Origin of the sequence: Paraburkholderia sp. BR10872 (assembly GCF_040965835.1) — a bacterium.
Taxonomy (GTDB): domain Bacteria; phylum Pseudomonadota; class Gammaproteobacteria; order Burkholderiales; family Burkholderiaceae; genus Paraburkholderia; species Paraburkholderia nodosa_A.
The window spans coordinates 134,333-157,639 of sequence record NZ_JBFRCN010000011.1; the positions used below are offsets into that span (position 1 = coordinate 134,333).

Annotated in this window: 24 protein-coding genes and 1 pseudogene; 11 read left to right on the forward strand and 14 right to left on the reverse strand. The window is 63.2% G+C overall.

The features are described from left to right. Nucleotides 1-41: 41 nt before the first annotated feature. Both AB4Y43_RS11955 and AB4Y43_RS11960 read right to left on the reverse strand, forming a co-directional pair. On the reverse strand, nucleotides 42-338 hold the full coding sequence (locus AB4Y43_RS11955; protein ID WP_069266367.1) for a cupredoxin family copper-binding protein: 297 nt from the start codon (nucleotides 336-338) through the stop codon (nucleotides 42-44). A gap of 86 nt (nucleotides 339-424) precedes the next feature. Further along, complete coding sequence (locus AB4Y43_RS11960) at nucleotides 425-1,360, reverse strand: metallophosphoesterase (RefSeq protein WP_368618433.1); 936 nt, start codon at nucleotides 1,358-1,360, stop codon at nucleotides 425-427. A 285-nt stretch (nucleotides 1,361-1,645) separates the two neighbouring features. Here AB4Y43_RS11960 and AB4Y43_RS11965 point away from each other — a divergent pair, with 285 nt between their 5' ends. Both AB4Y43_RS11965 and AB4Y43_RS11970 read left to right on the forward strand, forming a co-directional pair. Next, nucleotides 1,646-2,395, forward strand: coding sequence for a hypothetical protein (locus AB4Y43_RS11965; protein WP_368618494.1), 750 nt, complete (start codon nucleotides 1,646-1,648; stop codon nucleotides 2,393-2,395). Nucleotides 2,396-2,619: 224 nt separating this feature from the next. Continuing rightward, nucleotides 2,620-3,033, forward strand: coding sequence for a hypothetical protein (locus AB4Y43_RS11970; protein ID WP_342946376.1), 414 nt, complete (start codon nucleotides 2,620-2,622; stop codon nucleotides 3,031-3,033). A 139-nt stretch (nucleotides 3,034-3,172) separates the two neighbouring features. Here AB4Y43_RS11970 and AB4Y43_RS11975 read toward each other — a convergent pair whose 3' ends face one another. Continuing rightward, complete coding sequence (locus tag AB4Y43_RS11975; RefSeq protein ID WP_368727877.1) at nucleotides 3,173-5,119, reverse strand: putative bifunctional diguanylate cyclase/phosphodiesterase; 1,947 nt, start codon at nucleotides 5,117-5,119, stop codon at nucleotides 3,173-3,175. A 295-nt stretch (nucleotides 5,120-5,414) separates the two neighbouring features. On the opposite strand from AB4Y43_RS11975, the gene AB4Y43_RS11980 reads away from it, so the two are divergent. The 3 genes from AB4Y43_RS11980 (at nucleotide 5,415) to AB4Y43_RS11990 (ending at nucleotide 7,655) form a co-directional block, all read left to right on the forward strand. Beyond that, entirely contained in the window at nucleotides 5,415-5,645 is a 231-nt protein-coding gene (locus AB4Y43_RS11980; RefSeq protein ID WP_069266332.1) for a hypothetical protein, read from the forward strand. 86 nt (nucleotides 5,646-5,731) lie between these two features. Further along, nucleotides 5,732-6,145 carry a hypothetical protein gene (locus AB4Y43_RS11985; protein ID WP_368727878.1) on the forward strand — a complete coding sequence of 138 codons (414 nt, stop codon included), beginning with the start codon at nucleotides 5,732-5,734 and terminating at the stop codon, nucleotides 6,143-6,145. A 157-nt stretch (nucleotides 6,146-6,302) separates the two neighbouring features. Continuing rightward, nucleotides 6,303-7,655, forward strand: coding sequence for an MFS transporter (locus AB4Y43_RS11990; RefSeq protein WP_069266333.1), 1,353 nt, complete (start codon nucleotides 6,303-6,305; stop codon nucleotides 7,653-7,655). A 25-nt stretch (nucleotides 7,656-7,680) separates the two neighbouring features. On the opposite strand, the gene AB4Y43_RS11995 is transcribed toward AB4Y43_RS11990, so the two are convergent. After that, on the reverse strand, nucleotides 7,681-8,850 hold the full coding sequence (locus AB4Y43_RS11995) for a GNAT family N-acetyltransferase (RefSeq protein WP_368727879.1): 1,170 nt from the start codon (nucleotides 8,848-8,850) through the stop codon (nucleotides 7,681-7,683). 35 nt (nucleotides 8,851-8,885) lie between these two features. Further along, entirely contained in the window at nucleotides 8,886-9,773 is an 888-nt protein-coding gene (locus AB4Y43_RS12000; protein ID WP_141710754.1) for a class I SAM-dependent methyltransferase, read from the reverse strand. Between the two features lie 394 nt (nucleotides 9,774-10,167). On the opposite strand from AB4Y43_RS12000, the gene AB4Y43_RS12005 reads away from it, so the two are divergent. Both AB4Y43_RS12005 and AB4Y43_RS12010 read left to right on the forward strand, forming a co-directional pair. Then, nucleotides 10,168-10,440, forward strand: coding sequence for a hypothetical protein (locus AB4Y43_RS12005; protein ID WP_368727880.1), 273 nt, complete (start codon nucleotides 10,168-10,170; stop codon nucleotides 10,438-10,440). A 75-nt stretch (nucleotides 10,441-10,515) separates the two neighbouring features. After that, the gene (locus AB4Y43_RS12010) at nucleotides 10,516-10,743 is read left to right on the forward strand and encodes a hypothetical protein (protein ID WP_176732931.1); all 228 of its coding nucleotides are present in this window, start codon (nucleotides 10,516-10,518) and stop codon (nucleotides 10,741-10,743) included. A 66-nt stretch (nucleotides 10,744-10,809) separates the two neighbouring features. Here the strand turns inward: AB4Y43_RS12010 and pstS are convergent, their stop codons facing one another. Continuing rightward, nucleotides 10,810-11,847, reverse strand: coding sequence for a phosphate ABC transporter substrate-binding protein PstS (pstS, locus tag AB4Y43_RS12015; protein ID WP_368727881.1), 1,038 nt, complete (start codon nucleotides 11,845-11,847; stop codon nucleotides 10,810-10,812). A gap of 507 nt (nucleotides 11,848-12,354) precedes the next feature. Here pstS and AB4Y43_RS12020 point away from each other — a divergent pair. Continuing rightward, nucleotides 12,355-13,899, forward strand: a complete 1,545-nt coding sequence (locus tag AB4Y43_RS12020) for a hypothetical protein (protein ID WP_368727882.1) — start codon at nucleotides 12,355-12,357, stop codon at nucleotides 13,897-13,899. Between the two features lie 71 nt (nucleotides 13,900-13,970). On the opposite strand, the gene AB4Y43_RS12025 is transcribed toward AB4Y43_RS12020, so the two are convergent. Beyond that, nucleotides 13,971-14,858: an NAD(P)H-binding protein gene (locus tag AB4Y43_RS12025; protein WP_342946370.1), complete on the reverse strand. Its 888-nt coding sequence runs from the start codon at nucleotides 14,856-14,858 to the stop codon at nucleotides 13,971-13,973. A 204-nt stretch (nucleotides 14,859-15,062) separates the two neighbouring features. On the opposite strand from AB4Y43_RS12025, the gene AB4Y43_RS12030 reads away from it, so the two are divergent. After that, the gene (locus tag AB4Y43_RS12030; protein WP_368727883.1) at nucleotides 15,063-15,929 is read left to right on the forward strand and encodes a helix-turn-helix domain-containing protein; all 867 of its coding nucleotides are present in this window, start codon (nucleotides 15,063-15,065) and stop codon (nucleotides 15,927-15,929) included. A 44-nt stretch (nucleotides 15,930-15,973) separates the two neighbouring features. Here AB4Y43_RS12030 and AB4Y43_RS12035 read toward each other — a convergent pair whose 3' ends face one another. From AB4Y43_RS12035 to AB4Y43_RS12055, 5 genes are all read right to left on the reverse strand, one after another. After that, on the reverse strand, nucleotides 15,974-16,957 hold the full coding sequence (locus AB4Y43_RS12035; protein ID WP_368727884.1) for an MDR family oxidoreductase: 984 nt from the start codon (nucleotides 16,955-16,957) through the stop codon (nucleotides 15,974-15,976). A 54-nt stretch (nucleotides 16,958-17,011) separates the two neighbouring features. Further along, entirely contained in the window at nucleotides 17,012-17,647 is a 636-nt protein-coding gene (locus AB4Y43_RS12040) for a TetR family transcriptional regulator C-terminal domain-containing protein (protein ID WP_368727885.1), read from the reverse strand. 58 nt (nucleotides 17,648-17,705) lie between these two features. Beyond that, the gene (locus AB4Y43_RS12045; RefSeq protein ID WP_368727886.1) at nucleotides 17,706-18,719 is read right to left on the reverse strand and encodes an SLAC1 anion channel family protein; all 1,014 of its coding nucleotides are present in this window, start codon (nucleotides 18,717-18,719) and stop codon (nucleotides 17,706-17,708) included. Between the two features lie 121 nt (nucleotides 18,720-18,840). Further along, nucleotides 18,841-19,428: a flavin reductase family protein gene (locus AB4Y43_RS12050; protein WP_368727887.1), complete on the reverse strand. Its 588-nt coding sequence runs from the start codon at nucleotides 19,426-19,428 to the stop codon at nucleotides 18,841-18,843. Nucleotides 19,429-19,559: 131 nt separating this feature from the next. After that, nucleotides 19,560-20,510 carry a DMT family transporter gene (locus AB4Y43_RS12055; RefSeq protein ID WP_069266345.1) on the reverse strand — a complete coding sequence of 317 codons (951 nt, stop codon included), beginning with the start codon at nucleotides 20,508-20,510 and terminating at the stop codon, nucleotides 19,560-19,562. Nucleotides 20,511-20,626: 116 nt separating this feature from the next. Here AB4Y43_RS12055 and AB4Y43_RS12060 point away from each other — a divergent pair, with 116 nt between their 5' ends. Together AB4Y43_RS12060 and AB4Y43_RS12065 are read left to right on the forward strand one after the other, a co-directional pair. Continuing rightward, on the forward strand, nucleotides 20,627-21,433 hold the full coding sequence (locus AB4Y43_RS12060) for a helix-turn-helix domain-containing protein (RefSeq protein ID WP_069266346.1): 807 nt from the start codon (nucleotides 20,627-20,629) through the stop codon (nucleotides 21,431-21,433). 87 nt (nucleotides 21,434-21,520) lie between these two features. Next, nucleotides 21,521-21,739, forward strand: a complete 219-nt coding sequence (locus tag AB4Y43_RS12065) for a hypothetical protein (protein WP_028207581.1) — start codon at nucleotides 21,521-21,523, stop codon at nucleotides 21,737-21,739. 86 nt (nucleotides 21,740-21,825) lie between these two features. Here AB4Y43_RS12065 and AB4Y43_RS12070 read toward each other — a convergent pair whose 3' ends face one another. Next, entirely contained in the window at nucleotides 21,826-23,019 is a 1,194-nt protein-coding gene (locus AB4Y43_RS12070; RefSeq protein WP_368727890.1) for a porin, read from the reverse strand. A gap of 129 nt (nucleotides 23,020-23,148) precedes the next feature. Beyond that, nucleotides 23,149-23,307: pseudogene (locus AB4Y43_RS12075) on the reverse strand (cytochrome c); the annotation flags it as partial.

Genomic DNA, 23,307 nt, shown 5'->3' on the forward strand with positions numbered 1-23,307 from the left:
AGCGAGTTGGAACAAGCGCGACGACGCATCGGCATCGGTCTCTACTGCACCGTAATGGTCGCCTTCATATACGGGTGAATCCCGCAGAACACCTTGTACACCCCCGGCTTGTCGAACTTGAACTGATACGTATCGTTCTGGTCGAGCGCGGCGGAGTGAAAGACGCCTGCATCGTTGACGACCGTATGCGGTTCGCCGTCCATATTTTTCCAGGTCACCGTGGTGCCCGCTTTCACGGTGAGAGCCATCGGCGAAAACATGAAATTCTTGATGTCGATCTCATTGGGCTCCTGCGCCTGGGCGGCAGGCACGCCAAGGGAGGCCCCGGCCATGAGCATCCCGATCCCGTAGAAGAGGGCGAACGCGCGACGATAGTGAATGGAGAGCATGGCTCGAATCCTTGTTCAGTGAGCGAGACGCGAGGTCAGGCGAGGGACGTGTCGGAAAGCGTCGCCGCGAGAGGATGGCGCGTGATCCGGATACTGGTGACGCCAAGCATTTTCGGCAGCTGATCGCTTGCCACCTTGAGCGGCCCGGGGCCGGGTCCGTCGCCGGCCGTCGGCTGCGGATAGGCGGTCGAGCGCGCCGTGTGGAACGTGATATTGCCCTCCACCTTGGAAACGATCTGATGTATGTGGCCATTGAGCACGGTCACCGAGCCGAAGCGCTTTAGGTAGTCCATGGCCTGGCCCGCATCGCCGGTACCCCAGCCCCATGGTTCGTAGATCGTCCACATCGGCATGTGCGTAAACACGACGATCGGCGTGCTCGACGTGCGGCCCTTCAGATCGTTTTCCAGCCAGGCGAGTTGATCCTCGCCCAGGTTGCCCAGCCCGTTCGGCTTGAAATGCATTACGTTGACGAGCGCGATGAAGTGCACGCCATTGTGGTCGAAGCTGTAATAACCCCGGTTCTCCGACGCCTTGCCGAAGCGCTTGAAGTATTCGCCTTGCGGTCCATCTGTCACATCGTGTTCGCCAGGCGTGGTGTGCAACTCCGTAATGTCGAGACCGGAAAGTAGCTGCGCCGCCAGATCGAATTCCTCAGGTTTGGAGAGATGGGTGATATCGCCCGTGTGAATCGCCAGGGCGGGTTTGACGGGCATCGCGTTGACATAGTCGATGGTCTGTTTGAGCGTGCCCGCGACGTCGGGATTGGCTTCCTTGTTGAAGCCAATATGCGAGTCGCTGATCTGCAAAAAGAGCGGAACGCCGGCGTTTTCTTTGCTGCTCGCCGCCAGTGCCAGTTCCATGGGCGTGAGGACGCCTCCGGCCAGAACGAACACGGTGCCGGCGCCACCGAAGGCGAGGCATTTCAGGGCGTTGCGGCGTGACGGTTGGGAAGGAAGATCTGACGACATGATGTCCTCTCGACGGGGTTCAGAAAGTCGACCGCCGGCGCAATTCGGAGCGCCTCCAGGGCGGGCTTCACGTGCAATACCGCGAGCGCCGCTGTTTTATTCCCGGTTTTTTTTGCGAGTCGAGCACGGGAATAACCGGCGTGGGTTCGCGGTATGGCAGGCGTGGCACACGAAATGGCGGAAACCAATATGGACATCGTCGACGTGACCCGTCGCCGCGCCAGCGAAGCGAGGATCAACGTTCAATTCTTGCTGCGCCGGCTTCAACTCACGTCGGGCCTCGTGATGCTGACGTATCTCCTTCTGCATCTGGTCAATCACGCGCTCGGCATCTGGTCGATCGAGCTTGCCGGACACGGTCTCGTACTCGCGCTGCGGCTTTGGCGCAGCGCGCCCGGCACGATCGCGCTGTATGGCGCCGCGTCGGTGCATTTCGCGCTGGCGCTGCACACGATATATGGGCGGCGCCACTGGGCGCTTCCGCCTGCGGAATGGATCCGCCTGTGGGCGGGGCTCAGCCTGCCGCTCCTGCTGATCCGGCATGCGGTGACGACCCGGCTTGCTTCTTCGCTCTATGGTTTCGAACCGAACTACGAGCGCGTCATCGTCGTGCTGCTCACGAGCGGCACGCAGGGGCTGCAACTCGCGTTGCTAGCGCCTGGTTGGATACACGGATGCCTCGGGCTGTGGTTCCGGTTGCGCCACCGTGCGTGGGCGCGTCGCATGCGGCTCACGCTGCTGATCCTCTTCGTCCTGTTGCCGCTGCTTTCGGCAGCGGGCTTCATCCACATGATGCGAGCCGTCGAGGGGGCGGGCCACCTGCTTCCGCCTGTCGACGCCGCGCTCGTCGTCCATCAGGCCGCCCTCAACGGTGCACGTCACGTTCTCGTCACGCTCTATCTCGCGCTGATTGCCGGCACGCTGATCCTGGGTCAGTTGCGCAACGCGCTGGAGCGCCGCAGGCTGCGCAGAGAGTCGGTGGGCGTCCGTTTGCTGGCCCGCAGTGCATCGTGCGAACAGGATGTTCAGGAATGACTTGCGATGTCTGAGCGGGTCAAATGGCGTCCGCTCCTGCTGCCAGGACGTTCACGATTTATCATTCGTGACGTGAGATGCCAAAATACACAGATAACCCGTAACGAGGCGGTGACTCGCCGGCCGCGCGGGATGATCCGCCCCTCTTTGCCGGGCCGCACGTCCGCACATCGAAAACGGCCGGACACCCTTGAGACCAGGACGCCGAATCCCATTTACCTGTCGTGAACCAGCGTATCCGTCCCCCCTTGCCGCCCGAATGGCCGTTTCCGCCGTATCGCGACGTGTCCGGCCGCGCCTTCGGCGATCTCGTCGCGCTTCAATATCGCGGCGCGGGCATGTGGCTCTGGCGGTGCCGCTGCGGCGCCCACGTCACGGCCGCGCTGGATGCGGTGGAGGGCGGCCAGACGAGGGATTGCGGCTGCGGCGAGCAGCGCCGCGTGTGGCGGTCCCGGCCGGGCTCGCCTGCGCTCAAAGGCGGCGAGGTGTTCGGCCAGCTGACGACGGATCGCTATGCCGGCGACGGCAAGTGGGTTTGCCGGTGCGATTGCGGCAATGAGGTGACCGTGAGCGCCGGGCGTCTGCGACTGGGCCAGGCGCGTTCGTGCGGCCGTTGCCTGGGCGCGTTAGCCGGCTGAGCGATGCGCACGCATCACGACTTGACCGGAACCCCGTATGAAAGCGCTTCATGATGGGCTCCGTGATTGTTCGGCACATCGTAAGCCGCGCGCAGCCGTATAAACAGTTCAGCAGCCGTTCTGGTATGCGGACTACTCGTCATGCTCCCGCCAGGCGAGCCAGGGTTTCGCCCTCGCTTTCGCGCTCCAGAAAACCCGCCACGGCCGAAGCCTCCATCGGGCGCGAACAATAGTAGCCCTGAATGAGCGTTGCCCCGAGCGCTGCGACCGTTTGCAGTTCGGCCGCCGTTTCCACCCCTTCCACAATGCAGTCGAGCGACATCTGCCGGCTGAGATTGAGCAGCGTGCGAACCACTGTGAACGCCGTCGTGCGCTCCTTGAGACCGCTCACGAACATCCTGTCGATCTTCAGGCGCGTGAGTGGAAGTTTGCACAGGTACGAGAGGCTCGAATAACCGGTGCCGAAATCGTCGACTGACAAACCGCAGCCCAGCGCGCGCAGGACCTTGGCCGCTTTCTGGACCTGGTCGAAGTCCTTGGCCATCGCGGTTTCGGTGATCTCGAAGTCGAGCCGGGCCGGGTCGATGCCGCTGCTGACGATGCACCGGGCCAACTCTTTCACCGCGGACTCACTGGCGAAATCATGCGCGGAAAGATTAAAGGACAAGCGAATATGCGCCGGCCATTGCTTCGCGCAGGCCAGGGCCTGGGTAAACAGCGCGAGGGTCAAGCCGTTGATGACGCCGTTGCGCTCCGCGGCAGGAATGAATTCACCGGGCGGGACCGTGCCGAGCAACGCGCTTCGCCAGCGCGCCAGGGCTTCGAAACCGACGGTGCGCCGGCGTTCGAGCGAGTAGATCGGCTGGAACGCAAGGTCGAGTTCGCCGGCGAGATCGGGGGAGCGTAGCGCCTGGGCAATCTGCGACTCGCGAATGATGGCGTTGCGGTGCGTCTCCGAAAAGATCGTCACCGAGCCGCGCGAGCGGTGCTTGCCTTCGTAAAGCGCGTAGTCGGCTGTTTCGAACAAATCCGCCTTGTTGCGTGAAATGTGCGGATAGGTGGAGAAGCCGATCGTCGCTCCGAGGCGAACCGAAATCTCGCCGACCAGTATGGGACATTGGAAAACATCGCAGATGGTACGGCCGAGTTGCGAGAGGCCAGCGTCCGTGCAGTCGTCCGTGACGATGATGCCGAATTCGTCGCCGCCCAGCCTCGCAAGCGTGATCGTGCCGCGCGCCGCGTTGGCGAGACGCGACGCGACATCGGCCAGCACGTGGTCGCCCAGCGAGTGGCCGTGAATATCGTTGACGGACTTGAAGCCATCGAGATCGACGAGGCCCACCGCGAGCCGCCCGCCCGATGCCATGGCGGCATCGAAATGCTTGTCGAGCGAGGTGAAAAAGGCCCGCCGGTTAGGGAGATTCGTGAGGCTGTCGATATTCGCGAGCCGTTTGTTTTCGGCTTGTGTGGCAACGAGATCCGAGAAGTTCTTGAATTGTGTGAAGGCGACGATCAGCATCGCCAGCGAAACCAGCGACGTATCGATCGCGATCGCCTGGAATACGCCGTTTCCCGAACTCAGGAACGTGACGACGAGCGCGCCGTTGACAATGGCGGTGACGGTGAACGCCGCCTTGATGACGTTCATCAGGCAGAAGATGACGCCGATGACCGTGATGGCCATGTAAAACGCGACATGAAGCTTGAATGCCGCGCCACCATGAGGCAGCAGGGACAGCGACCATGCCGTGAACGAGATGGAGAAGACCCAGGCGAGCCTGCCGGAATTGCGCAGGATCGTAGCCGCGTCTTCCGCACTCACATGGAGCCTCGAGAGCCGCAACCACGAGAGCACGCGTACGAAACACAATGCTGTGAGCACGAGCGGACAGATTACGCCCTGCCAGGCGGGAATCACGTTCTCGTGGGGCAGCACCATGCCCCACGTGTTGACGACCAGCAGCCCATACATCATGGGAAGCTGATAGATCATCACGCGCAACTGCGCCAGCTTCAGGGCCGAGCTGTTTCCGGCGAGGAAAGTGCGCCGAATCGTTCCCCAATACTGGGCCAGAACGTTGAACATGGTCTTGCGAGTCGGAGCGGTCCCGTTGCAACCGCCGGGAACGAAATGTAATACCCCCGTTTACGACCGCTCGCGTTATTTCTGGAGGCAACGCGCGGGCTTTTCATCGTCGACGCGCGCCTCATTCTTCGGGGCTTTCAACGTGCCCTTAAACCGGTCTTCCCCGCACCAGGGCGGTCAATCGCAATGCAATGATTTCGGCGCAAACGTTTGGCGTCCTCAACTATATGGACGTGCCGCCGTTCGCTTGGTGGCCCGGCCTAAAGTTCGCGTAGCCGTTGCCGAAATACCGTCCATGGCGCGCAAACATCCCGACTATCCCGACAAACCTCCCATCTGGGCAGAGGCGCGCGCGCTCGAGGCAAGCATTCGCGCCATCCGCCGTGCGCAAGGCAAGAAGAACCCCGAGGACTTCCCGGCGGGAAGTCCTGAATGCACGGCCGCCATGGATGAATTCGTGCGCGACGTCTGCCGCGCCCTCGAGATCGATATCAACACGCTCGGCAAGGACTCCGGCGACTTTTAAGGTGCTGGGGGCCATTCGTTCCCTTCTCGCGCGGGAATGCGATTTGCGAGCTTCGCAAGATCGATGACGAGTTCACGAGGTTGCGCGTGAAAACGACTTTTATGCTCGCGTTGTCGTCATGTCTCGGCGTGGCGTTGCTCACGACGCAGCCCGCACATGGCGCAGATCCTACCCTCACGCCCACGCCTGACGCCGCGCCGCCGTGCGGCAAGCTAGTAGGAACAAACGCCGCCGGCGGCTTCGCACTGCGCAGCGGCGAACCGGTCGATTTCGTGTCGGACGGACAGGCCACGCATGGCACGCTGCTCGTCTTCAGCGATGGACCCGTATTTCGCGCGTACTGGCAACCCCAAGGCAGCGAAGAGAAGTACGCATTAGCCAACGCCGGTCCAGACAGCGTGCGCCTCGTTTCGACGCCTCCGCAGGGCACACCGACCGGTGGCGCCCAGCCCGGGGTCGCGACACAGCCGCTGCAAGTGCTCTCGTGTCCGAGGCTTTAATTCCGCTGTCATGCCGTTTGCGGTCGATGTCCCACCATGTGAACCACCCTTTCGTATCGCGTTGCGAGCGACTAGTCTTTAACGATTCCAAACGGACGAACGGTCCGGCCCGTGATTGGCGCACCGCGCAACGGAGCCGGCATCGAAGGAGACAGAAATGGAGCTTGAAAACCGCACCATGGCGCGCGTAATGGCAAGGCTCGTGCCGTTCCTGATCCTTTGCTATTTCGTGGCGTATCTCGATCGGGTCAACGTCGGGTTTGCTGCATTGCAGATGAACAAGGCACTCGATCTTTCCGCGAGCGCGTTCGGCTTTGGCGCAGGGATCTTCTTCATTGCCTATTTCTTCTTCGAGGTGCCGTCGAACCTGCTGCTCGAACGTTTCGGCGCAAGGCGCTGGATCGCGCGCATCATGTTCACGTGGGGCATCATCGCGGGCGCGATGGCGTTCATTCCGGACCTGGCCCGCTTCACCGGCATGTCGAACGCGCACGTATTCTATGGACTGCGTATCTTGCTCGGTATCGCCGAGGCGGGTTTCTTCCCCGGCATCATCTTTCTGCTTACGCTGTGGTTTCCCGCCAAATACCGCGCGCGCGTGGTGGGCTATTTCATGGCGGCCATTCCGTTGTCGACGGTGATTGGCGGCCCGATATCCGGATCGCTGCTTTCGCTGGACGGTAGAGGGGGGCTGGCGGGCTGGCAGTGGGTCTATCTGATCGAGGCAATTCCTGCGGTCGTGCTCTCCGTGGCCGTGCTGTTCTATCTGACCGACAAACCCGCCGACGCCGGCTGGCTAGCCGACGACGAGCGCCGCTGGCTCGTCGATCGCCAGGCGCAGGAGCGCCGTCATCGGGAGAAGGTGCGCTCGTTCAGCGTGCTGGAGGCGCTGATCAATCCGCGCGTGCTGGCGGTGGCGCTGATCTATTTCGGTGCGAATGCAACCAATTACGGCCTGAGCTTTTTTCTGCCGCAGATCGTCAAGGCGTTCGGGCTCTCGAACGTGCAGACGGGCTTCGTTACTGCGCTGCCCTACGCGGTGGGCGTCGTTTCTATGGTGCTGTGGGGTCGGCATTCCGACCGTCGGCTGGAACGCAAGCGTCACGTCGCATTTGCGCTGGCCGTCGCGGCCGCCGGTATTGCGGCTGCCGCGGGACTCGATAATCCGGTGCTCAAGATGCTCGCGCTTTCGATTGCGGGCTTCGGTATTTTCGGCTGCCTGCCAGTGATCTGGACACTGCCGGCCGCGTTCCTTTCAGGCGCGGCCGCGGCCGGCGGCATTGCCGCCGTCAATTCGCTCGGCAATCTGGCGGGCTTTTTCGGCCCCTACGCAATGGGCTGGATCAAGGACAGCACGGGCGGCTTCGGCGCAGGCCTGCTATGTCTTGCGGGAGCCGGGCTCGTGGGCGCGGGCGCGGCGCTCGTCCTCCCTCACAACCCGGCGCTGGAAAAGCTCGACGATTCGCCGCAAGGCGAAACACACGGGGAGGGCGGTGCGGTGAGGCCGTGAGCGGCGCCTATGCATTGCACGCTACTCATCTCAGGCGCGCCATCACAAGGGTCGTGAGTTTTCGATAGACGCGCCTCGCCTGGGCCCACGACAACGCCAGCTCGATGAGCCGCCCGCGTGCGTTGAGCACGACGATGCGCGATTCGTGCTTTGTTTCGCGATCCGCCCAACGCACCTTGTAGTCGCCGTGCAGCGGCCGAAAGTCGAAATCGCGGCCATGGGCCTGGGCCCATTGCGCGATGGATTCGATCAGCAGGTTTCCCACCGAAAACACGCTGAACGCCTCGTCATAAGTGGTGATCAAATACTCGATGCTGCGTGCGCCAACGAGATTGACGGATGCCGCCACCGGCTGCCCATCGACCTGCACGTAGGCGACGAGCGGCTGGGTGGTCAGATCGGTTCGCCTGGCAAGCTCGATGAAGAAATCGCGTACGCGGTCGTCCATCAAATAGGGCGACTCAATTCCACGCTTGAGCGCCCATTGGCGCTTGTTGGCGAATAGCCACCTCAATACTCGCTCGGTGTCGTCGGCGTTGCTGCACCATCCAAAACTGACCTCGCCTTCGCGCCGTAGCCGCTTCGCACTCGAACGCAGCGCGGCGCGCAGCGTCGAGTGCCGCGTGGCGAGGAAATCGTTCCATGTGGGCGCGGCGCGCAGGTTGATCGAATAGCCGGGCATCACGCGCCAGCGCTGCGGCAGCGCACGCTGCACCCAGGACTGCGGCGCGGCGTCGAGCGCATGTTGCAGCGCGCTGCCGTTTTCGAGCATCGGAATGTGGAGCACGTCGGCGTGAATCCGCAAAACGGCACGGACTGCCGCATCGTAAAGTTCCGCGCGCCGGGTGTCGGCGATCAGCGGGCCGCCGTATTCCTCGCCGCATCCGCAGCCCAGCGCCCGGGCCGTTCGCCACGCGCCTTCGCGCGTAATGACAACGGGCCATAGCGCCAGAAGGTCACGCGCGTCGTGCACCGTCGCGACTTCGACCTTTGCGCCGCTCTTCAGTGCCGCCGCGACGGCTGTCTCGCAGTAGGCAAAGCTGATGAATGGCGAGTGCGCCTCGGTTCCGGATATAAGCGCACGCCATTGGGGCTCGAATGCACGAAACGCATCGACGGTCTCGCACGTGCGCAACGCGTACCGGAAGGAAGCAGCCGGCGACGACTCGTATATCGCCACGACGGAGGTCGGCACTTGCGTCTCCTGAATGAATTCGTGGTGCTTGTGATTCAGCCTTCAATGGAAGTGCTGAGGCGGTCTTTAGTCGTAATGCGGCGATTGCGGTCGGCGAATGTGTCAGGGCGCGCGCCGCGCACGCTTTGCCAGACGACGACGTTCTCGTGGTCCTCAGGTCCGAAGCCGACTTCGTCGCGATCGTACGGAAATACGCCGGCGAACCAGCGCTTCAACTGGCGGGAGCCGTCGAAGACTTCGCCGCACACGGGGTTATCGTAGACGATGAAAAGATGCTCGATGGTGCCGCTCGCAAGGCCCGCTTCGAGTTTCTCGAGCAACGACGCCATCAGCTCGGGCCCGAATGGATTGAACAGAAAGACGACCACGTTGCCCGACGGCACCTGCAGATCGGCGACATTGGCGTGCAGCGCGCGAATGGGCGGCCGTTGTGGGAAGCGCCGCGCCACGACGGTCGCGTTCGCGTTCGCCGTTCGCACGAGGTCCGCGCTGATGTCGTAGCCCAGCGCCAAAGCAAACGGATACTCGGAGGCGACGATCATCGGCCGGCCTTTACCGCAACCGATGTCCATGAACGTATAGCCGGTGATATCGCCCAGGGTGTCGAGCGCGCGGCGGATGATGGTCGGCTGCGAGCCCATGTAAGGCCTGAGTTGGGCGGCAAGATCGCAGTCGCGCTGCAGCGCGTTGGAATCGACCAGTCCGCTCGTGTTCGTGCCGTACAGGAGATCGATGGGGTGGCGCCGCAGACAGCCGGAATATACTGCGCGCAATACCGGGACGCGAATGCAGATGCGCCGTATCGGCGGAATGAACATCGCGCGCTGCACGCTGTCGGGCAACCGGGCCACGACATTCAGCAACGGTTGCTTCAGTGCGCGTCCGAGCGCGAATCGGGGGCCGCCGTGTGTCGTTGTTCGCATGGATCGATACGTTGTGAACCTTCTGGAAAGGGGTTGCCGATCCACCATCATCTCGCAGCGCGTCGCCAGGTCGCCGCCATTCACCGGTTGTATTTCGACAAAAGGCTCGAATTCGTGGCTTACTAACGAGTGTCATATGGTCGGCGTAATGTGGTGAGTGGTGAGCAGAGAGCCAGATCGTCATGGGTGGCGTGCCCTTTTTCCCGTTGTCCGGCGAAAGCGCTTTCATGGCGACTGCGTCCATACTCTCCCTGATGTTTCCGCCATTATTTCCGTGCCTTAATGAGTGTTCTCGCCTGGTTCGGCGGGAGTCATGCTCCGGCTTCGCAAGGTATCGGTGCAGGCGGGTCTCCAGGTTTTGTCTACGCAATACTGAATCGGAAGAGGCGAGACGATGAACGCGCGAGTAGATGCTGAAGCGCGCCGTAAGCGGTATGCAATGCACCGCCTTGGCCTGGCAATGAAGCGGCTGATGAACGCCGAAGCAGAACCCGATAAATTGATGGCGACGCGCTGGGTGAATGCCTGGAGCGCTTCCGTCGGCGAGCGGTGGTTCGCGGCAAGCCCCTATGGCAGGCTGAGTCAGGCGGCGTTAATCCGTGCCCCGTTAAAAGGCGCGACAGGTTCCCGTAATGTGCGGAAATCGGGAAGGCAATCGTCAATATGAAACAAAACGCATATTTAATTGACCAATGGGGCCGCGAAACGATATTGTCATAATTTAGACATTTCCGCGTTTACCTTGGCTCTTGCAGAATACGAAACCACCCATCCTTTGAGCGTTGAACTGGATGGCGTGAACTACGCGGGTACTTACCGCGTCATGGCCGGAAGCGTCATTGTCTACTTCGAAAGCGAAATCAAGTTCGCGCAGTACGGGACGAATCGCCCCGAGATCATCGCGCGCTGGGTGTTGACGGACCTCTGCCGTAAATCCGATTCCCGCAGGCGCAAAGCAGGCAAGCGTTGATTCGCGCACGCCGTCACAGAACTTCGCCCACGTTTTTCATCTACCCAGGCAACGCGCTTGTTGACGCTACTGCGCGCTAGCGTCCTTCGGTGCGACGTCGTCGCTCTTGCCGTCGTGCCATTGCGCGCGGATTTTCGTCACGACTACGGCCGGCAGCGGAATATAGTCCAGTGCCTGGATCGTCGGCTCGCCGTGCGTGAGCGCCCAGTCGAAGAACTTCAGCGTTTCAGCGTTGCGCGCCGAGTGATCCGGTGTCGCCTGCAACAGCACGTAGGTCGCGCCCATCACGGGCCATGCGTCCTTGCCCGGCTGATTGGTCAGCACCTGAAAGAGCGTGCTTGACCAGTCCGCATTCGCGGCCGCGGCGCTGAATGTGTCGATGCCCGGCTCCACGACCACGCCCGCCGCGTTGGTCATCGCCGTGTAGGTCAGACGATTCTGCTTCGTGAAGTCCCAGGCGACATAGCCAATCGCGCCGGGCAGGTAGCCCACGAACGTGGCGACGCCTTCATTCCCTTTCCCGCCTATCCCCAATGGCCAGTGAACAGTGGTGCCTTCGCCGACCTTGCGTTTCCATTCGGGGCTCACCTGCGAGAGATAGTGCGTCCAGATCAGCGTCGTGCCCGAACCATCGAGACGCCGCACGACTGCGATCGGCGTGTTGGGCATCTTGATCTTCGGATTGAGCCGCACGATGGCCGGGTCGTCCCAGAACAGGATCTTGCCGAGAAAAATCTGGCCCAACACCTCACCGTTCAGCATCAACTGCCCGGCCTTGATGCCCGGGAGATTCACCACCGGCACCACGCCGCCGATCGCGGTAGGAAACTGCCGCAATCCGTCCTTGCTCAATTGCTCGCTCGTGAGCGGGGCGTCGGAGCCGGCGAAATCGACCGTGTGCGCGACGATCTCCTTGATGCCGTCCGTGGAGCCTGTGCTGCGGTAGATCACCTTACCGCCGCCGGATTTCTGGTAGGCGGTGGCCCAGTGGGAGTAGAGGGGGGCGGCGAGCGTGCTGCCGCATCCGGTCACGTCTTCGGCGCTGGCCGACAACGTGCAAATGCCGCAAACGAGCGCGGCAATCAGGGGGCGCAATGGTCTCACGAGCCTCTCCCGTTATTCATGTTTTCTGGGAAGTCGCGGAGTCTGTCTGGTCCGCGTACTGTCAATTACAGGATGGTGACAAGCAGGATTCAAATTGAATCCTGCTATCGTGCGGCGGTTTTATGACGAAGCGTTACGTGCGTGCGCACGAACAGATGATGAGGATAACAAACGAAATTAGTCTGCATCGGAAAACAGGCTGAGCCGTTCGATTTCCGCAGAGGAAATCGCGTGAACGAAGCCGCATTGCCTGCAACGAATCTTTCACAAAATTTCGCTACGGTAAGCAGGATTGACCCCGCGTTCGTCCTGACAAAACGCTTGTAATTCCTTTCGGAGACGCTACAGATGGCCATCAATACCCTTCGCCCAGTAGTTCGCGGCCCTTGTTTTGCCGCACGTCCTTCCCGACTTGCTATTGCCGCTGCCCTGGTTTGCGCCAGTGCAGGCGCATCCGCTTCCGCGCAAGATGCCGACGCATTTTTCGGCGGTTCGGGCCTGCTCGTCGTGAGCCGCAGTGTCTACGACAATGTGTCGAGCAACGTCACCCCGGGCATGACGCTGCCGCCCAATTGCAATAGCGCGCAGGCGAGCTGCCCCACGGGCGGCGCGCCCACTGACGGCACGTATCCGGCCGTCTGGAACAACGCGCTCTACGATCCGAGCTTCGGCATCACGGCGCGCATTTTCCTCGATACCATTACGCCGGGCGGCCAGGTCGTCCACACGCTGGAAGTGCCCAACAGTCTGCATCCGGGCCATGGCCACGACCAGCTCGTAACGAGCTTCAGCTCCAAGTCCGAACTCGGGCTCAACCTCTCGCGCGACGGCCGTTACCTGACTTTCATGGGCTACGTTGCGCCGGTCAATACGATCGACGTATCGAACTCGAATACGCCGGGCGCGATCGATCCGACGAATCCGGATGGTCAGGCGTTCTATCGCGCCGTCGCGCGGCTCGATGCCGAAGGGCACTTCTCTTTTACGGAGACGAATGCATACAGCGGCAATAACGGCCGCGCCGCATTGCTCAACAACGGCAACGACAACGGCGAAGGCAATGGCGTTTACTTCACGGTGGGCAACGCAGGCAACGGTTCGAATCCGCAGCCGGCAGGTGTGATTCTCGGTGCAGGTGCGCAATTCATCGAGGCGACGCATCAGCATGAGGCGCAGCAAACGCCGGGCACGCCCACGCCGCTCGCGAGCTTTTCGGTCACGCAACTCGGTGCGAAGGCCGACAAGGTCGGCAAGGACGACAACTTCCGCGGGCTCACCGTCTTCAACAACGTGGTGTACTTCACGAAGGGCAGCGGCGGCAACGGCGTGAACACAGTGTACTTCGTCGACACCACGGGCAAGGCGTGCCCTTCGGGCGGCGTAGGCGTGCCGGTGGCGGGCGCGAAACTGCCGTCCAACCCGCTCGCGTACGACGCCTCCACGTTGACGACCAGCGGCTTGCCGAGCAACGTATGCGTGCTCGCGGGTTTCCCGGCTACGCCGAACAAGACGGCGACGACGCTCTCGTATCCGTTCGGCCTGTGGTTCGCCAACGCCAATACGCTCTATGTGGCCGACGAGGGCGATGGCTATTCGGGCGGCACGGACCTCTACACGCACGCCGCGCAGCAGACCGGTGCAGGCCTGCAGAAGTGGGTGTACAACGCCGGAACGAAGTCGTGGAAGCTTGCCTACACGATCCAGAACGGTCTGAATCTGGGGACGTCGTACACCGTGGCCGGTTATCCGGTGGGCACGAACAGCGCGACCAGCCTGCCGTGGTCGCCCGCCACCGACGGCCTGCGTAACATCACGGGCCACGTCGAGCAGGACGGCACGGTCACGATCTGGGCGATCACCTCGACGGTGAGCGGCAACGGCGACCAGGGCGCGGACCCGAATCGCCTCGTCGCCGTGCGCGACGTGCTGCGCAACACCACGGCTTCGGGTGCGGCGAACGAGCGTTTCGTGACGCTGCGCAACGCGGGCTTCGGTGAAGTGCTGCGCGGGGTGTCGCTTGCGCCGGGCGGCCAGTTCGGCAAGTGGTTCTGATCGCCGCGCAGTCATGCACTGAAGGCCGGGCGTGCGTAGCGCCCGGCTTTTTTGTCACTGCGGCGTGCACGCTATTGGCTCTTGAATTTCGCAACGAGCGGCCCGAACACGTCGCTTAACGCAGTCATGCCGAAGCGCCGCTCGCTGCGGCTCGCTTCCACGTCGATGCGGCCGGTGTTGTAAACGTCGTACAGATCGGTGATGAGCCGGCCGTGCTTCTCGCTGAGTCCGGCTTTGAGAAGCATCGGTGCCCACGATTCGCGCGGCAGCGCATGAGGCGTGATCGTGCGGCCGCTCGCAATGCTCAATGCCGTCGCGATGTCGTTCACGCTGACCCTCTGCGGTCCTTCAACGCTCACGATTCTCGGCGTGCCGGACTGATGCGATTCGAGCAGCAGTTCGGCGCTCGCCGCGCCAACGTCCTGTGCGGCAACCGTGGGAAAGCGGCGCTCCAAAGGCAGATGGAGGCTCGGCAGCGCACCGGTTGCGAGCGCGCCGGGCATGAACGCCGCCCAGTTCTGCATATGTTCCGCCGAGCGCAGCAACACCAATTGCGTGGCAATGGGTTTCAGCTGCTTTTCCAGGTAGTGATAGAGCCGCGTGATGCCGGTATTCAACGGCAGCTCCGCGCCATAGTCGGAAATGGCGAGCAGCGTGGCGGGCGGGTTTTCGCGCAGGGCATCGGTGGCGACGTCGATCGTCGTGCGCATGGTCGCTTCGGGATCCGTATCACCGGATGGAACGGGACATAGCAGCTGGACGGCGTGTGCGCCCTTGATCGCGGCCGCGACCGAGTGCGCGTCTGTCAGGTCGGCGAGTGCGATTTCGCAGCCCAGCGCCGCGAGACTCTCGCCCTGACGAGCGTGGCGCACCACGGCGCGCACGGGCTTGCCCGCACGGCGCAACGCGGCGGCGGTGACGCGCCCGGCTTTTCCCGCTGCTCCAAAAATCACGAACATGATCGCTTTCTCCTGGTGTGCGTGGTCTGCATCATCGTAGGCAGACGAACGCCGTATGGCGCGCAGGAACGGATGGCCTTGGACAGAAACGGATGATTGAATACGTCCACCATGGCGCGGTGCGCGAGCGTGGCCCGAATCCAGTAAACTGGCCGCAAACATCGCACGAATTCCCGCACGGCTTGAGCGTCGAAAAGGATTGCCATGAGCGCACTGACTGCAGATCCGCACCGGCATGCTGGAACAAGCGTCAGCCTGCGTTCGAGCGCCGGATTGGGCTGGCAGGGCGGTGGCGCCGAACTGCTGCGTGTGAGTGCGGGGCAGCATCGCTTTCCCGCCATGGCGTACCACCGCATAGGAATTCATGTCGGCATGCCGGTGCGTGCGCGATGCGCCTGCGACGGCCGCCGTCAATCGCGGCTCCAGGCGCACGGCGACGCGGATGTGGTGCCTGCCGGGGTCGAAGGCGAATGGACCGATGATGCGGACTGCATGATTCTGCGCGTGTGGTTCGACGACCGCTTCGTGCGATCGATTGCGGAGCAGATGGAGAACCCGTGGGGTAAGCGCGAGATCCGGCCGCATCTGCAGTTGCGCGACCCGCGCATCAATTCGCTGGCTGGCGCGCTGCTGGCCGAGATCGATGCGGGAACGGCTTGCGATCCGCTATTTGCCGAGAGCATTTCCACGGCAATGGTCGTGCGGCTGCTCGGCGGCACGGGCGCATCAGAAGGCCGGGGCGCAACCAAGCTTGCGACACACAAAGCGGCGCGCGTGACCGATTACATCGAGAGCCATCTCGATCGACGCCTCACACTCGTCGAACTCGCGGCAGTCGTCGACCTGAGCGTGCCACATTTCAAGGTCCTGTTTCGCGAAACGCTGGGGATGCCGGTGCATCAATACGTCGTGCGGCGGCGCGTCGAACGCGCGAGGGCGCTGCTCATCGAAGGCAAACTCAGCCTGAGCCAGGTGGCGCTCGAAGCAGGCTTCGCGCATCAGAGCCATATGGCGCACTGGATGACGCGGCTTCTCGGCGTTACGCCGCGCGCGTTTGCGAATCGTTCGTGAACGCGGCGACATCGTGAATCGTCGAATCGCCGCGGCTGTGCACGTTACCGGTTGACGTCCACCACGAGCCGCCCGCGCACATGTCCGGCGAGCAGATCGCTTGCGGCGGCAATGGCCTCGGCCAGGCCGATTTCTCGCGTAATCATGTCGAGCTGCTTCAGATCGAGCGTCTCTCCCAACGCGTGCCAGGCTTGCTGCCGCTGCGCAAACGGACGCGTGACGCTATTGATGCCGAGGAGGCTCACGCCGCGCAGAATGAATGGCGCGACCGTCGCGGGAAGATCCATGCCTTGTGCCAGGCCACAGGCAGCCACCGCTCCATCGGCGCACAGGCTCGCGCAGACATTTGCCAACGTGTGGCCGCCAACCGAATCGATCGCGGCAGCCCAGCGCTCTTTTTGCAGCGGGCGGCCCGGCTCCGATAGCGAGGCGCGGTCGATGACTTCGACGGCGCCAAGTTGCTTCAGATACTCCGCCTCTTGCAGCCTGCCGGTCGACGCCACCACGCGATAGCCTCGGCGCGTGAGCAGCGCGATGGCAAAACTGCCCACGCCACCGCTCGCGCCCGTGACGAGCACGTCGCCGTGCGCGGGCGTGATGCCGTACCGCTCCAGCGCGAGAATGCAGAGCATGGCCGTGTATCCGGCCGTGCCGACTGCCATCGTTTGCCGCGGCGTAAAGCCCGCCGGCAGCGGAATGAGCCAGTCGCCCTTGACGCGCGCCTTCTGCGCGAGCCCGCCCCAATGTTGTTCGCCAACGCCCCACCCGTTGAGCACGACCGCGTCGCCCACCGCGTAGGAAGGGTTCGCGCTTTGCGCGACCGTCCCCGCGAAATCGATACCCGGAACCATGGGGAAGCTGCGAACGACCGGGCCTTTGCCCGTGATTGCGAGGCCGTCCTTGTAGTTCAGCGTGCTATAGCCGACATCGACGAGCACGTCGCCTTCCGGCAGGCGCGCTTCGTCGAGTTCGGCAACGCGCGCTTCATACGATCCGGATTCCTTATCAATGACGATGGCCTTGAACATGATGCATCTTGCTCCTGAAACGGTGAACGGTTGGCGTTGCCGCGGCTCACGCGCTCACGCGCGAGGCAACCCTGCGATGAAACCCCTAAAAAATGTCTCGAGTGGAGCCGCGCTGCGCACGAGCCTGGCGCGCAGCACGGCGCCTTCCCAGCCTATCCAGAAGAATGCGGCGAGTGACGCAAGGTCGATTCGCTTTGCGAGTGCGCCTTCGCGCTGGGCCTCGTGCAGGCATGCCACGATGCGCGCTTGCCAGCCCTGCAGAATGCGTTCGAGCGTGTCGCGGAAGTCGTCGGGCAGGATGTCCACCTCGACGCCGAGGTTGCCCACGAGGCAGCCGCGTGTATAGCGGTGGCGGGCCATGCCTTTGCTGGCGTCGTCTACGAAGGCGCCGAGCCGCTCGAGAGCAGGGCGCGTGTCGTCCTGCAGCCAGCGGTCGAGCTTCGCGCAGAAGTACGCATCGTACGCGCTCATCAACTCGCGCCCGAATGCTTCCTTGCTGTCGAAGTAGTGATAGAACGAGCCCTTGGGAATGTTCACCCGCTTGAGCAGGGCATCCAGCCCCGTGGCCGCGAAGCTCTGTTCGGTCAGCATTTCCATGCCGGCGCGAATGAGCGTGTCGCGTGTGTCGGCGTGCGCGCGCGGATCTTTCGGCGGCCTGCCGCGGCGCGGTTTGGCGATGATCGGTTCCATGTCGCCGATATTAGACCGATCGTCTATAAAATTCAAGCACGCAGTTGTGTTCGAGCTGCTAGTGGGCCAGCGCTTCCAGTTCTCCCCGCAGCACGCCCCACAATGTGCGGCCGGCCAGCAGGAACAGCAGCGGCGTGACCGTCGCGAGCAGAAAGATCGCGATGCCGTGCGTGATGGGGCCCGGAGCATGGTCGGCGTAACGCTCGGCGCAACTCACCGAGCCCGCGAGCGGAAAGCTCACGGCCCACCACGAGAGCCGGAAGGGGCAGGTGATCGCGAGATAGCGCAGCCGGCCGACGAGCACAGTGAGCAGGAACAGCGTGAGCATGTAGAGCGCATCGGCGAAGCGGTCCACTTCGCCCGTCACGGTCACATAGGCCGAAAAGCCCACGGCGAACGGCGCGAGCAGAATGAGGAGCGTCGGCTGCAGATTGTTGGCCATGGGCTCCTCGAACATGAGGCGCGAAAAAATCAGCGTGAAGAGCGGCACAGCGAAAAAGAGCCCCACGGCGAGCGCGAGCATCAAGACGCCGTTCACGCCCGTGATCTGGATGGCGGGCGTGGCGAGCGGGATGTCGATGAGCCCTACGACGGGCACGATCCACGCGGGTGTGGCATGGGACGGATGCTGACGCTGACTGAGCCAGCGCATGATCACGAACCACGCAAACACGATCATGCCGATGGCGCCGACGATCCACACCGCGCGCGCGAACGGCACGCTCACGTCGGCAAGCGGGATGGGCAGCAGTAACAGGCTGATGAACAGCGTCCCGAAGAGATTGCTCGCAATGGGATGATTGAATTCGGCTTTCACGGCATCGGGGCCGGTGACCCATTTCACGGCGTACCCGAAGCCGATCATCAGGAACGCCAGCACGGCGAGCACGCCGATCAACTGCGCGATCCACAGCGGCACGCCGTACATGCGGTGCGCGAGCCGCCACGCCGACGAGAGCCCGGCAAGCCCCATGACCGAGCCGAACAGCGCGACGGGCAGGTAACCGAGTCGTCCGGCTTGCGCGGTCGCCTTGGGGCTGCCAAATGATGCCGGCGTATCGAGATCGCTCATGCGTGGCTCCTGTGCCGCTTGAAAACACGCCAATAGATGTTTTCAAATATATGCAATGCGAAATATTTGTGGCGATTTCACACCACACGCGAATCATAGCGGCCTGATCGCGTTGGTGCGCTTACGCGAGTTCGCGTGCCTTAATCGTGTCGCTGGCGCGCACGAAATTGCCGGCCCCCAGATGGTGGATCGTGTGCAGGTCCGCGTTGCGGCTGTCGAGTTCCCAGTGGCCATTGCGGAAGACACGCGGCTCGGCCGCGGCAGCGATCACTTCGGCGAAGCACGTATCGTAGGCGTCTTCGGTGTGCCGTTCGGGAATCAGGCGGCATTCCATCCACGCGCAGCAGCCTGCTTCGAGCAGGGGCAAGCCGAGCTTCGGGCCCGTAATGGCGGCGATATCGAAACGCTGGAACTTGTCGGTCTCGCGGCCGCTGACGCTGCCCACGGCGTAGGTCAGATCGATGGCGGCGGCGCCCGGAATGATCACGCCGAACGTGCCGCTCGCGTTGATGAGTTCGCGCGTGAACGTGCGCTTGTCGATCACGATGGCGATGCGCGGCGGTGTGAATTCTACGGGCATCGACCACGCGGCCGCCATGACGTTGCGGCGCTTGCCGTCGCTGCTGGTGACGAGCACGGTGGGGCCGTGATTGATGAGGCGGCTCGCGTGTTCGAGCGCTACGGGCGTAAAAGTCGAGAGGGTTTGCATCGGGTGCCGGATTCGAGGTGAGTCGGAACCCGAGCGACTTTACCTCAGAAAGCGCAGGCGTGCGGCGAGACGCCGTCACGCCAACCGAAAGACCGTAGATGCCGCGTAATTCGGGTACTTTGTTGATCGAATCAGGAAACCCGAGCGCCGTTTGCGTTGGCGGCACGACGGCCGAAAGCCTGGCGGACCCAGCTTTGGGCGTTCACCACCAGCAGGCCGATCAGCACGAGCGCCGAGCCAAACAGGAACGCGGGCTCTACGCGCTCGTGCAGCAGCGCGACGCCGAACGCCACGCCGAACAGCGGCGTCATGAACGACAGTATGCCGAGGCGAGCGGCCAGATAGCGGCGCAGCAGCCAGAACCACACGAGATAGCTCACGAACGAGACGAGCAAGGTCTGGAATGCGAGGGAGGCCAGGGCGAGCGGCGTGCCGTGAAAATGCGCCTGGCCGGTCAGGAACGAGAACGGCACCAGCGCGACGAAAGCACCCGCCAGTTGATAGAAGAGCGTTTGCGTGGCGGGCGCCTCGCTCAGGCGGCTCGTGCGCACGACGACAGTGGTGAGCCCCCACGCCGCGCCCGCGCAAAGACCCATGAAGTCTCCGAGCAGCCACAACGGCGAGCCCGGGATGTCGGCGCCCAGCAGCGCGGGCCCGAGGAACGTAATGGCGATGCCCGCGAAGGCGATCGCAATGCCGCCCCATTGCAGCCGCGCGAGGCGTTCGTCGGGCAGGCGCAGATGCAGGCCGATTGCCGCGAACATCGGCGCGGTATAGAGAAATACGGCCATGTGCGAGGCATTGGTCCAGCGCAGGCCCATGGCCACGAACACGAATTCGAGCGCGAACAAGCCGCCTGTGACGAGCCCAGCGCCGCGCGCCACGCCCGGCAGCCAGCGCTCGCGCGAAACGAGCTGGTTGAAGAGCCACACGAGTGCCGCCGCCACGCCCGAACGCAGCCCGATCTGCAGCATGGGCGGGATGTCCCCGGCCACCGCCTTGATCGCGACCTGTTGCAGACCCCATGCGAGGCAGAGCGCCACCATGATGGCCACGGCCGTTGCGTCGACTTGCTTTCTCATTGCGGGCTCACTGATTTGAAGGATTCGGCTGAAGTTTGTTGGCAGTGGGCGTAGTATTGATGCGACGGGATGCGCGCATATAGCGCAAAACTGACAATCGATAGCCCCAGACCGCCATGCCCAAAACACCTGCCCGTGCTCGCCCGGCGCGCTACCTGCGCCTGCCGCCCTTCACCGACGTGCTGCCCACGCCCGTGTTCTTTCGCATGGAGCACATGCCTTCGCATGCCACCTATCCGCAGATGTGCCACCCGTGGGGCGAGTTCGTCTACGCGTTCAGCGGCACGACCGAGGTGAAGGCGGGGGACGAGCACTACATCACGCCGCCGCATCTCGGGCTCTGGATCGCGCCGGGCACCGAGCACGTGGGCTTCAACGAGCAGGAGACCGTGCATTGCTCGGTCTACATCAGCCGCGACCTGTGCACGCGCATGCCGGCAACAAGCTGCGCGGTGATGGTGTCGCCGCTCGTGCGCGCGATCCTCGAGCATCTGCGTGTGACGCCAACGGAGGAGGAGGGCGAAGCCCAGCGCGCGCGTTTGTTGCGCGTGCTCGTGGATCAGCTGTCGACCTGCGCGACCACGGGCAGCTTCGTGCCGCATACCGACGACGCCGATCTCAACGCGATCCTCCAGGTGCTGCGCCAGAACCCCGCCGACAATCGCTCGCTTGCAGAGCTTGCCGATGCATTTCACATGAGCGAGCGCACGCTCATGCGCCGCGCGCAAAACGAGCTCGGCATGTCGCTGACGGAATGGCGCCAGCGCATCCGGCTCGTCAACGCGCTGCCGATGCTGCATGCCGGGCGCAGCGTCGAGGCCGTGGCGCTGGATCTGGGGTACGCCACGTCGTCGGCTTTCATCGCAATGTTCCGACGATTGACGGGCACGAGTCCCGGACAGTTCGTGGCCCGTACGCGTTGAACATAGGGCTGCGCGTAACGATTACGAAGCCTTACGAAACCCCACAAAACCCTAAAGATTCCCTGTGCGCGCGCCGTTAGAGCAGGCATGAAAGCCCTACTCACCCAAACCGACGCACGCTTCATCCTGTCGATCGCCCTCGAGCTGGCCGAGAGCCAGGCCGCCGCGGCCGGGGTTCAGCTCGAATCGGCGGCAGGATCGGCGATTACCGACGACGTGATCGTCGCCACGCTCTCGCAGTTCGCACCGACCGTGACGATCGACGAGTTCTACGGCCTGCTGGACCGGCCGGAGGTGCTGCACTGAGCGGCGGCGCGGCCGGCAAAGGCAAGCGGGCGCTCATGGCGTGAGCACCCGCAATTTCGTTGCGCAAGCAACGAAACTTCGGAGTATTAGAACTTCTGACGCAAGCCCACGCTCACGATGGCTTGCGACCGCGTGGCCGACGAGTGGCCGTTGCCCTTGTCGGACACCGAAGCGGTTGCCGCGACCGGATTGCCGGCTGCGTCGAGCGTCATGCCTCCTGCATGCTGGTAGCCCGCGAGTAGATACACCGTCGAGCGCGTCGAGAGATCATAGGTCGCGCCCACCGAAACGTTGTGGTACTGCGCGTCTTCATCCACACCTTCCACGGCGCTGCACCGCGTATAGCTGTAGCCCGCGAACAGATGCGTGCGCGGCTGCACGTTCCACTGCGTGAAAATGCCCGCGGTATTGAAGATCGCATTGCCCGAAAACAGCGAATTCGCGCCCGAGCGATACTGCACGTTGCTGTAGTTCACGCCGACCACGGCGGGACCGAAGTCCCACGTTGCGCCCGCCGCCACCACCTGCTGCGATTGCGCGCTCGCATAGCCTTCGTTGATCGACGAGTTGAACGTACCGTCGTACGTGCCTTGCCACTTGCCGTAGGTGGGATCGTCGAGGCCGGTCTTGCTGTTGTCCGAGTGTTCATAACCCACGCCCATGCGCAGCGGGCCGTTTGCGTAGCCCGCGCCCACGCTCCAGGTGTTCTTGCGCTTCATGCTGCCCGCCTGGCCGCCGAAACCGTACAGCGCACCGAACGTGAAGCCCCCGTAGTTCGCGCTCGTGTACTTGATCGAGTTGTCGACGCGCGTGGTCTGGTCGAGGTCGTCGATGTCGCCCGGATGCGCGCCGAAGCCGCCGATGAAGTTCACGGGCGCGACCGGCCCGACGAAGTCGTCGAGCGAGGTGTACTGGCGGCCCATGGTGAGCGAGCCGTAACGCTGGTCCGAGAGGCCCACGAAGGCCTGACGGCCGAACAGGCGCCCGCTCTGGCCCGAGGTGCCGTTCGTGATGTCGAAGCCGTCTTCGAGCAGGAAGATGGCCGCGAGCCCGTGGCCCAGGTCTTCCTTGCCCTTGATGCCCCAGCGGCTGCCCGAGAGGTTGCCGGTGGAGAGGCCCACGTTCGAATGGCCCGTGTAAGCGCCGGTGGTGCCGGTGCGCTCGTTGCTGCGATACGTGATGCCGGCGTCGGCAATGCCATACAGCGTGACCGAGCCTTGCGCCGATGCGATGCCGGCGAGCGAGAACAGGACTGGTGCGGCGAGCAGGTGTTTTCTCATCATTTGTTGTATCAACGTCTAAAGATCGCCTGTTGAGCGATTTCTGGTTATGCGCGCACACACGTGCGGTCTCGCGAACGAGACCGCAGGTGTGAAACGCGGGGAGGGAAAAGTGCTGCGCGGGGCGCGTTAGCGCTTGAGCGTTGCGCCAGGCGGCAGCCCCGGCGTGCTCACGGTGATGGTCTTGCGGACCCTCCCGACGTCTTCGGCGCTCACTGGCGCGCCGGTGTTGCCCCAGCTCGCACGCACGAAGGTGGACACGTCGGCCACTTCCTGGTCGGACAGACG

Coding starts and splice junctions, on each gene's coding strand:
- AB4Y43_RS11955 (WP_069266367.1), bottom strand. CDS start 338: ATGCTCATGGCCGGGGCCTCCCTTGGCGTGCCTGCCGCCCAGGCGCAG.
- AB4Y43_RS11960 (WP_368618433.1), bottom strand. CDS start 1,360: ATGTCGTCAGATCTTCCTTCCCAACCGTCACGCCGCAACGCCCTGAAA.
- AB4Y43_RS11965 (WP_368618494.1), top strand. CDS start 1,646: ATGCTGACGTATCTCCTTCTGCATCTGGTCAATCACGCGCTCGGCATC.
- AB4Y43_RS11975 (WP_368727877.1), bottom strand. CDS start 5,119: ATGTTCAACGTTCTGGCCCAGTATTGGGGAACGATTCGGCGCACTTTC.
- AB4Y43_RS11980 (WP_069266332.1), top strand. CDS start 5,415: ATGGCGCGCAAACATCCCGACTATCCCGACAAACCTCCCATCTGGGCA.
- AB4Y43_RS11990 (WP_069266333.1), top strand. CDS start 6,303: ATGGAGCTTGAAAACCGCACCATGGCGCGCGTAATGGCAAGGCTCGTG.
- AB4Y43_RS12000 (WP_141710754.1), bottom strand. CDS start 9,773: ATGCGAACAACGACACACGGCGGCCCCCGATTCGCGCTCGGACGCGCA.
- AB4Y43_RS12005 (WP_368727880.1), top strand. CDS start 10,168: ATGAACGCGCGAGTAGATGCTGAAGCGCGCCGTAAGCGGTATGCAATG.
- AB4Y43_RS12025 (WP_342946370.1), bottom strand. CDS start 14,858: ATGTTCGTGATTTTTGGAGCAGCGGGAAAAGCCGGGCGCGTCACCGCC.
- AB4Y43_RS12030 (WP_368727883.1), top strand. CDS start 15,063: ATGAGCGCACTGACTGCAGATCCGCACCGGCATGCTGGAACAAGCGTC.
- AB4Y43_RS12035 (WP_368727884.1), bottom strand. CDS start 16,957: ATGTTCAAGGCCATCGTCATTGATAAGGAATCCGGATCGTATGAAGCG.
- AB4Y43_RS12040 (WP_368727885.1), bottom strand. CDS start 17,647: ATGGAACCGATCATCGCCAAACCGCGCCGCGGCAGGCCGCCGAAAGAT.
- AB4Y43_RS12045 (WP_368727886.1), bottom strand. CDS start 18,719: ATGAGCGATCTCGATACGCCGGCATCATTTGGCAGCCCCAAGGCGACC.
- AB4Y43_RS12050 (WP_368727887.1), bottom strand. CDS start 19,428: ATGCAAACCCTCTCGACTTTTACGCCCGTAGCGCTCGAACACGCGAGC.
- AB4Y43_RS12055 (WP_069266345.1), bottom strand. CDS start 20,510: ATGAGAAAGCAAGTCGACGCAACGGCCGTGGCCATCATGGTGGCGCTC.
- AB4Y43_RS12060 (WP_069266346.1), top strand. CDS start 20,627: ATGCCCAAAACACCTGCCCGTGCTCGCCCGGCGCGCTACCTGCGCCTG.
- AB4Y43_RS12065 (WP_028207581.1), top strand. CDS start 21,521: ATGAAAGCCCTACTCACCCAAACCGACGCACGCTTCATCCTGTCGATC.
- AB4Y43_RS12070 (WP_368727890.1), bottom strand. CDS start 23,019: ATGAGAAAACACCTGCTCGCCGCACCAGTCCTGTTCTCGCTCGCCGGC.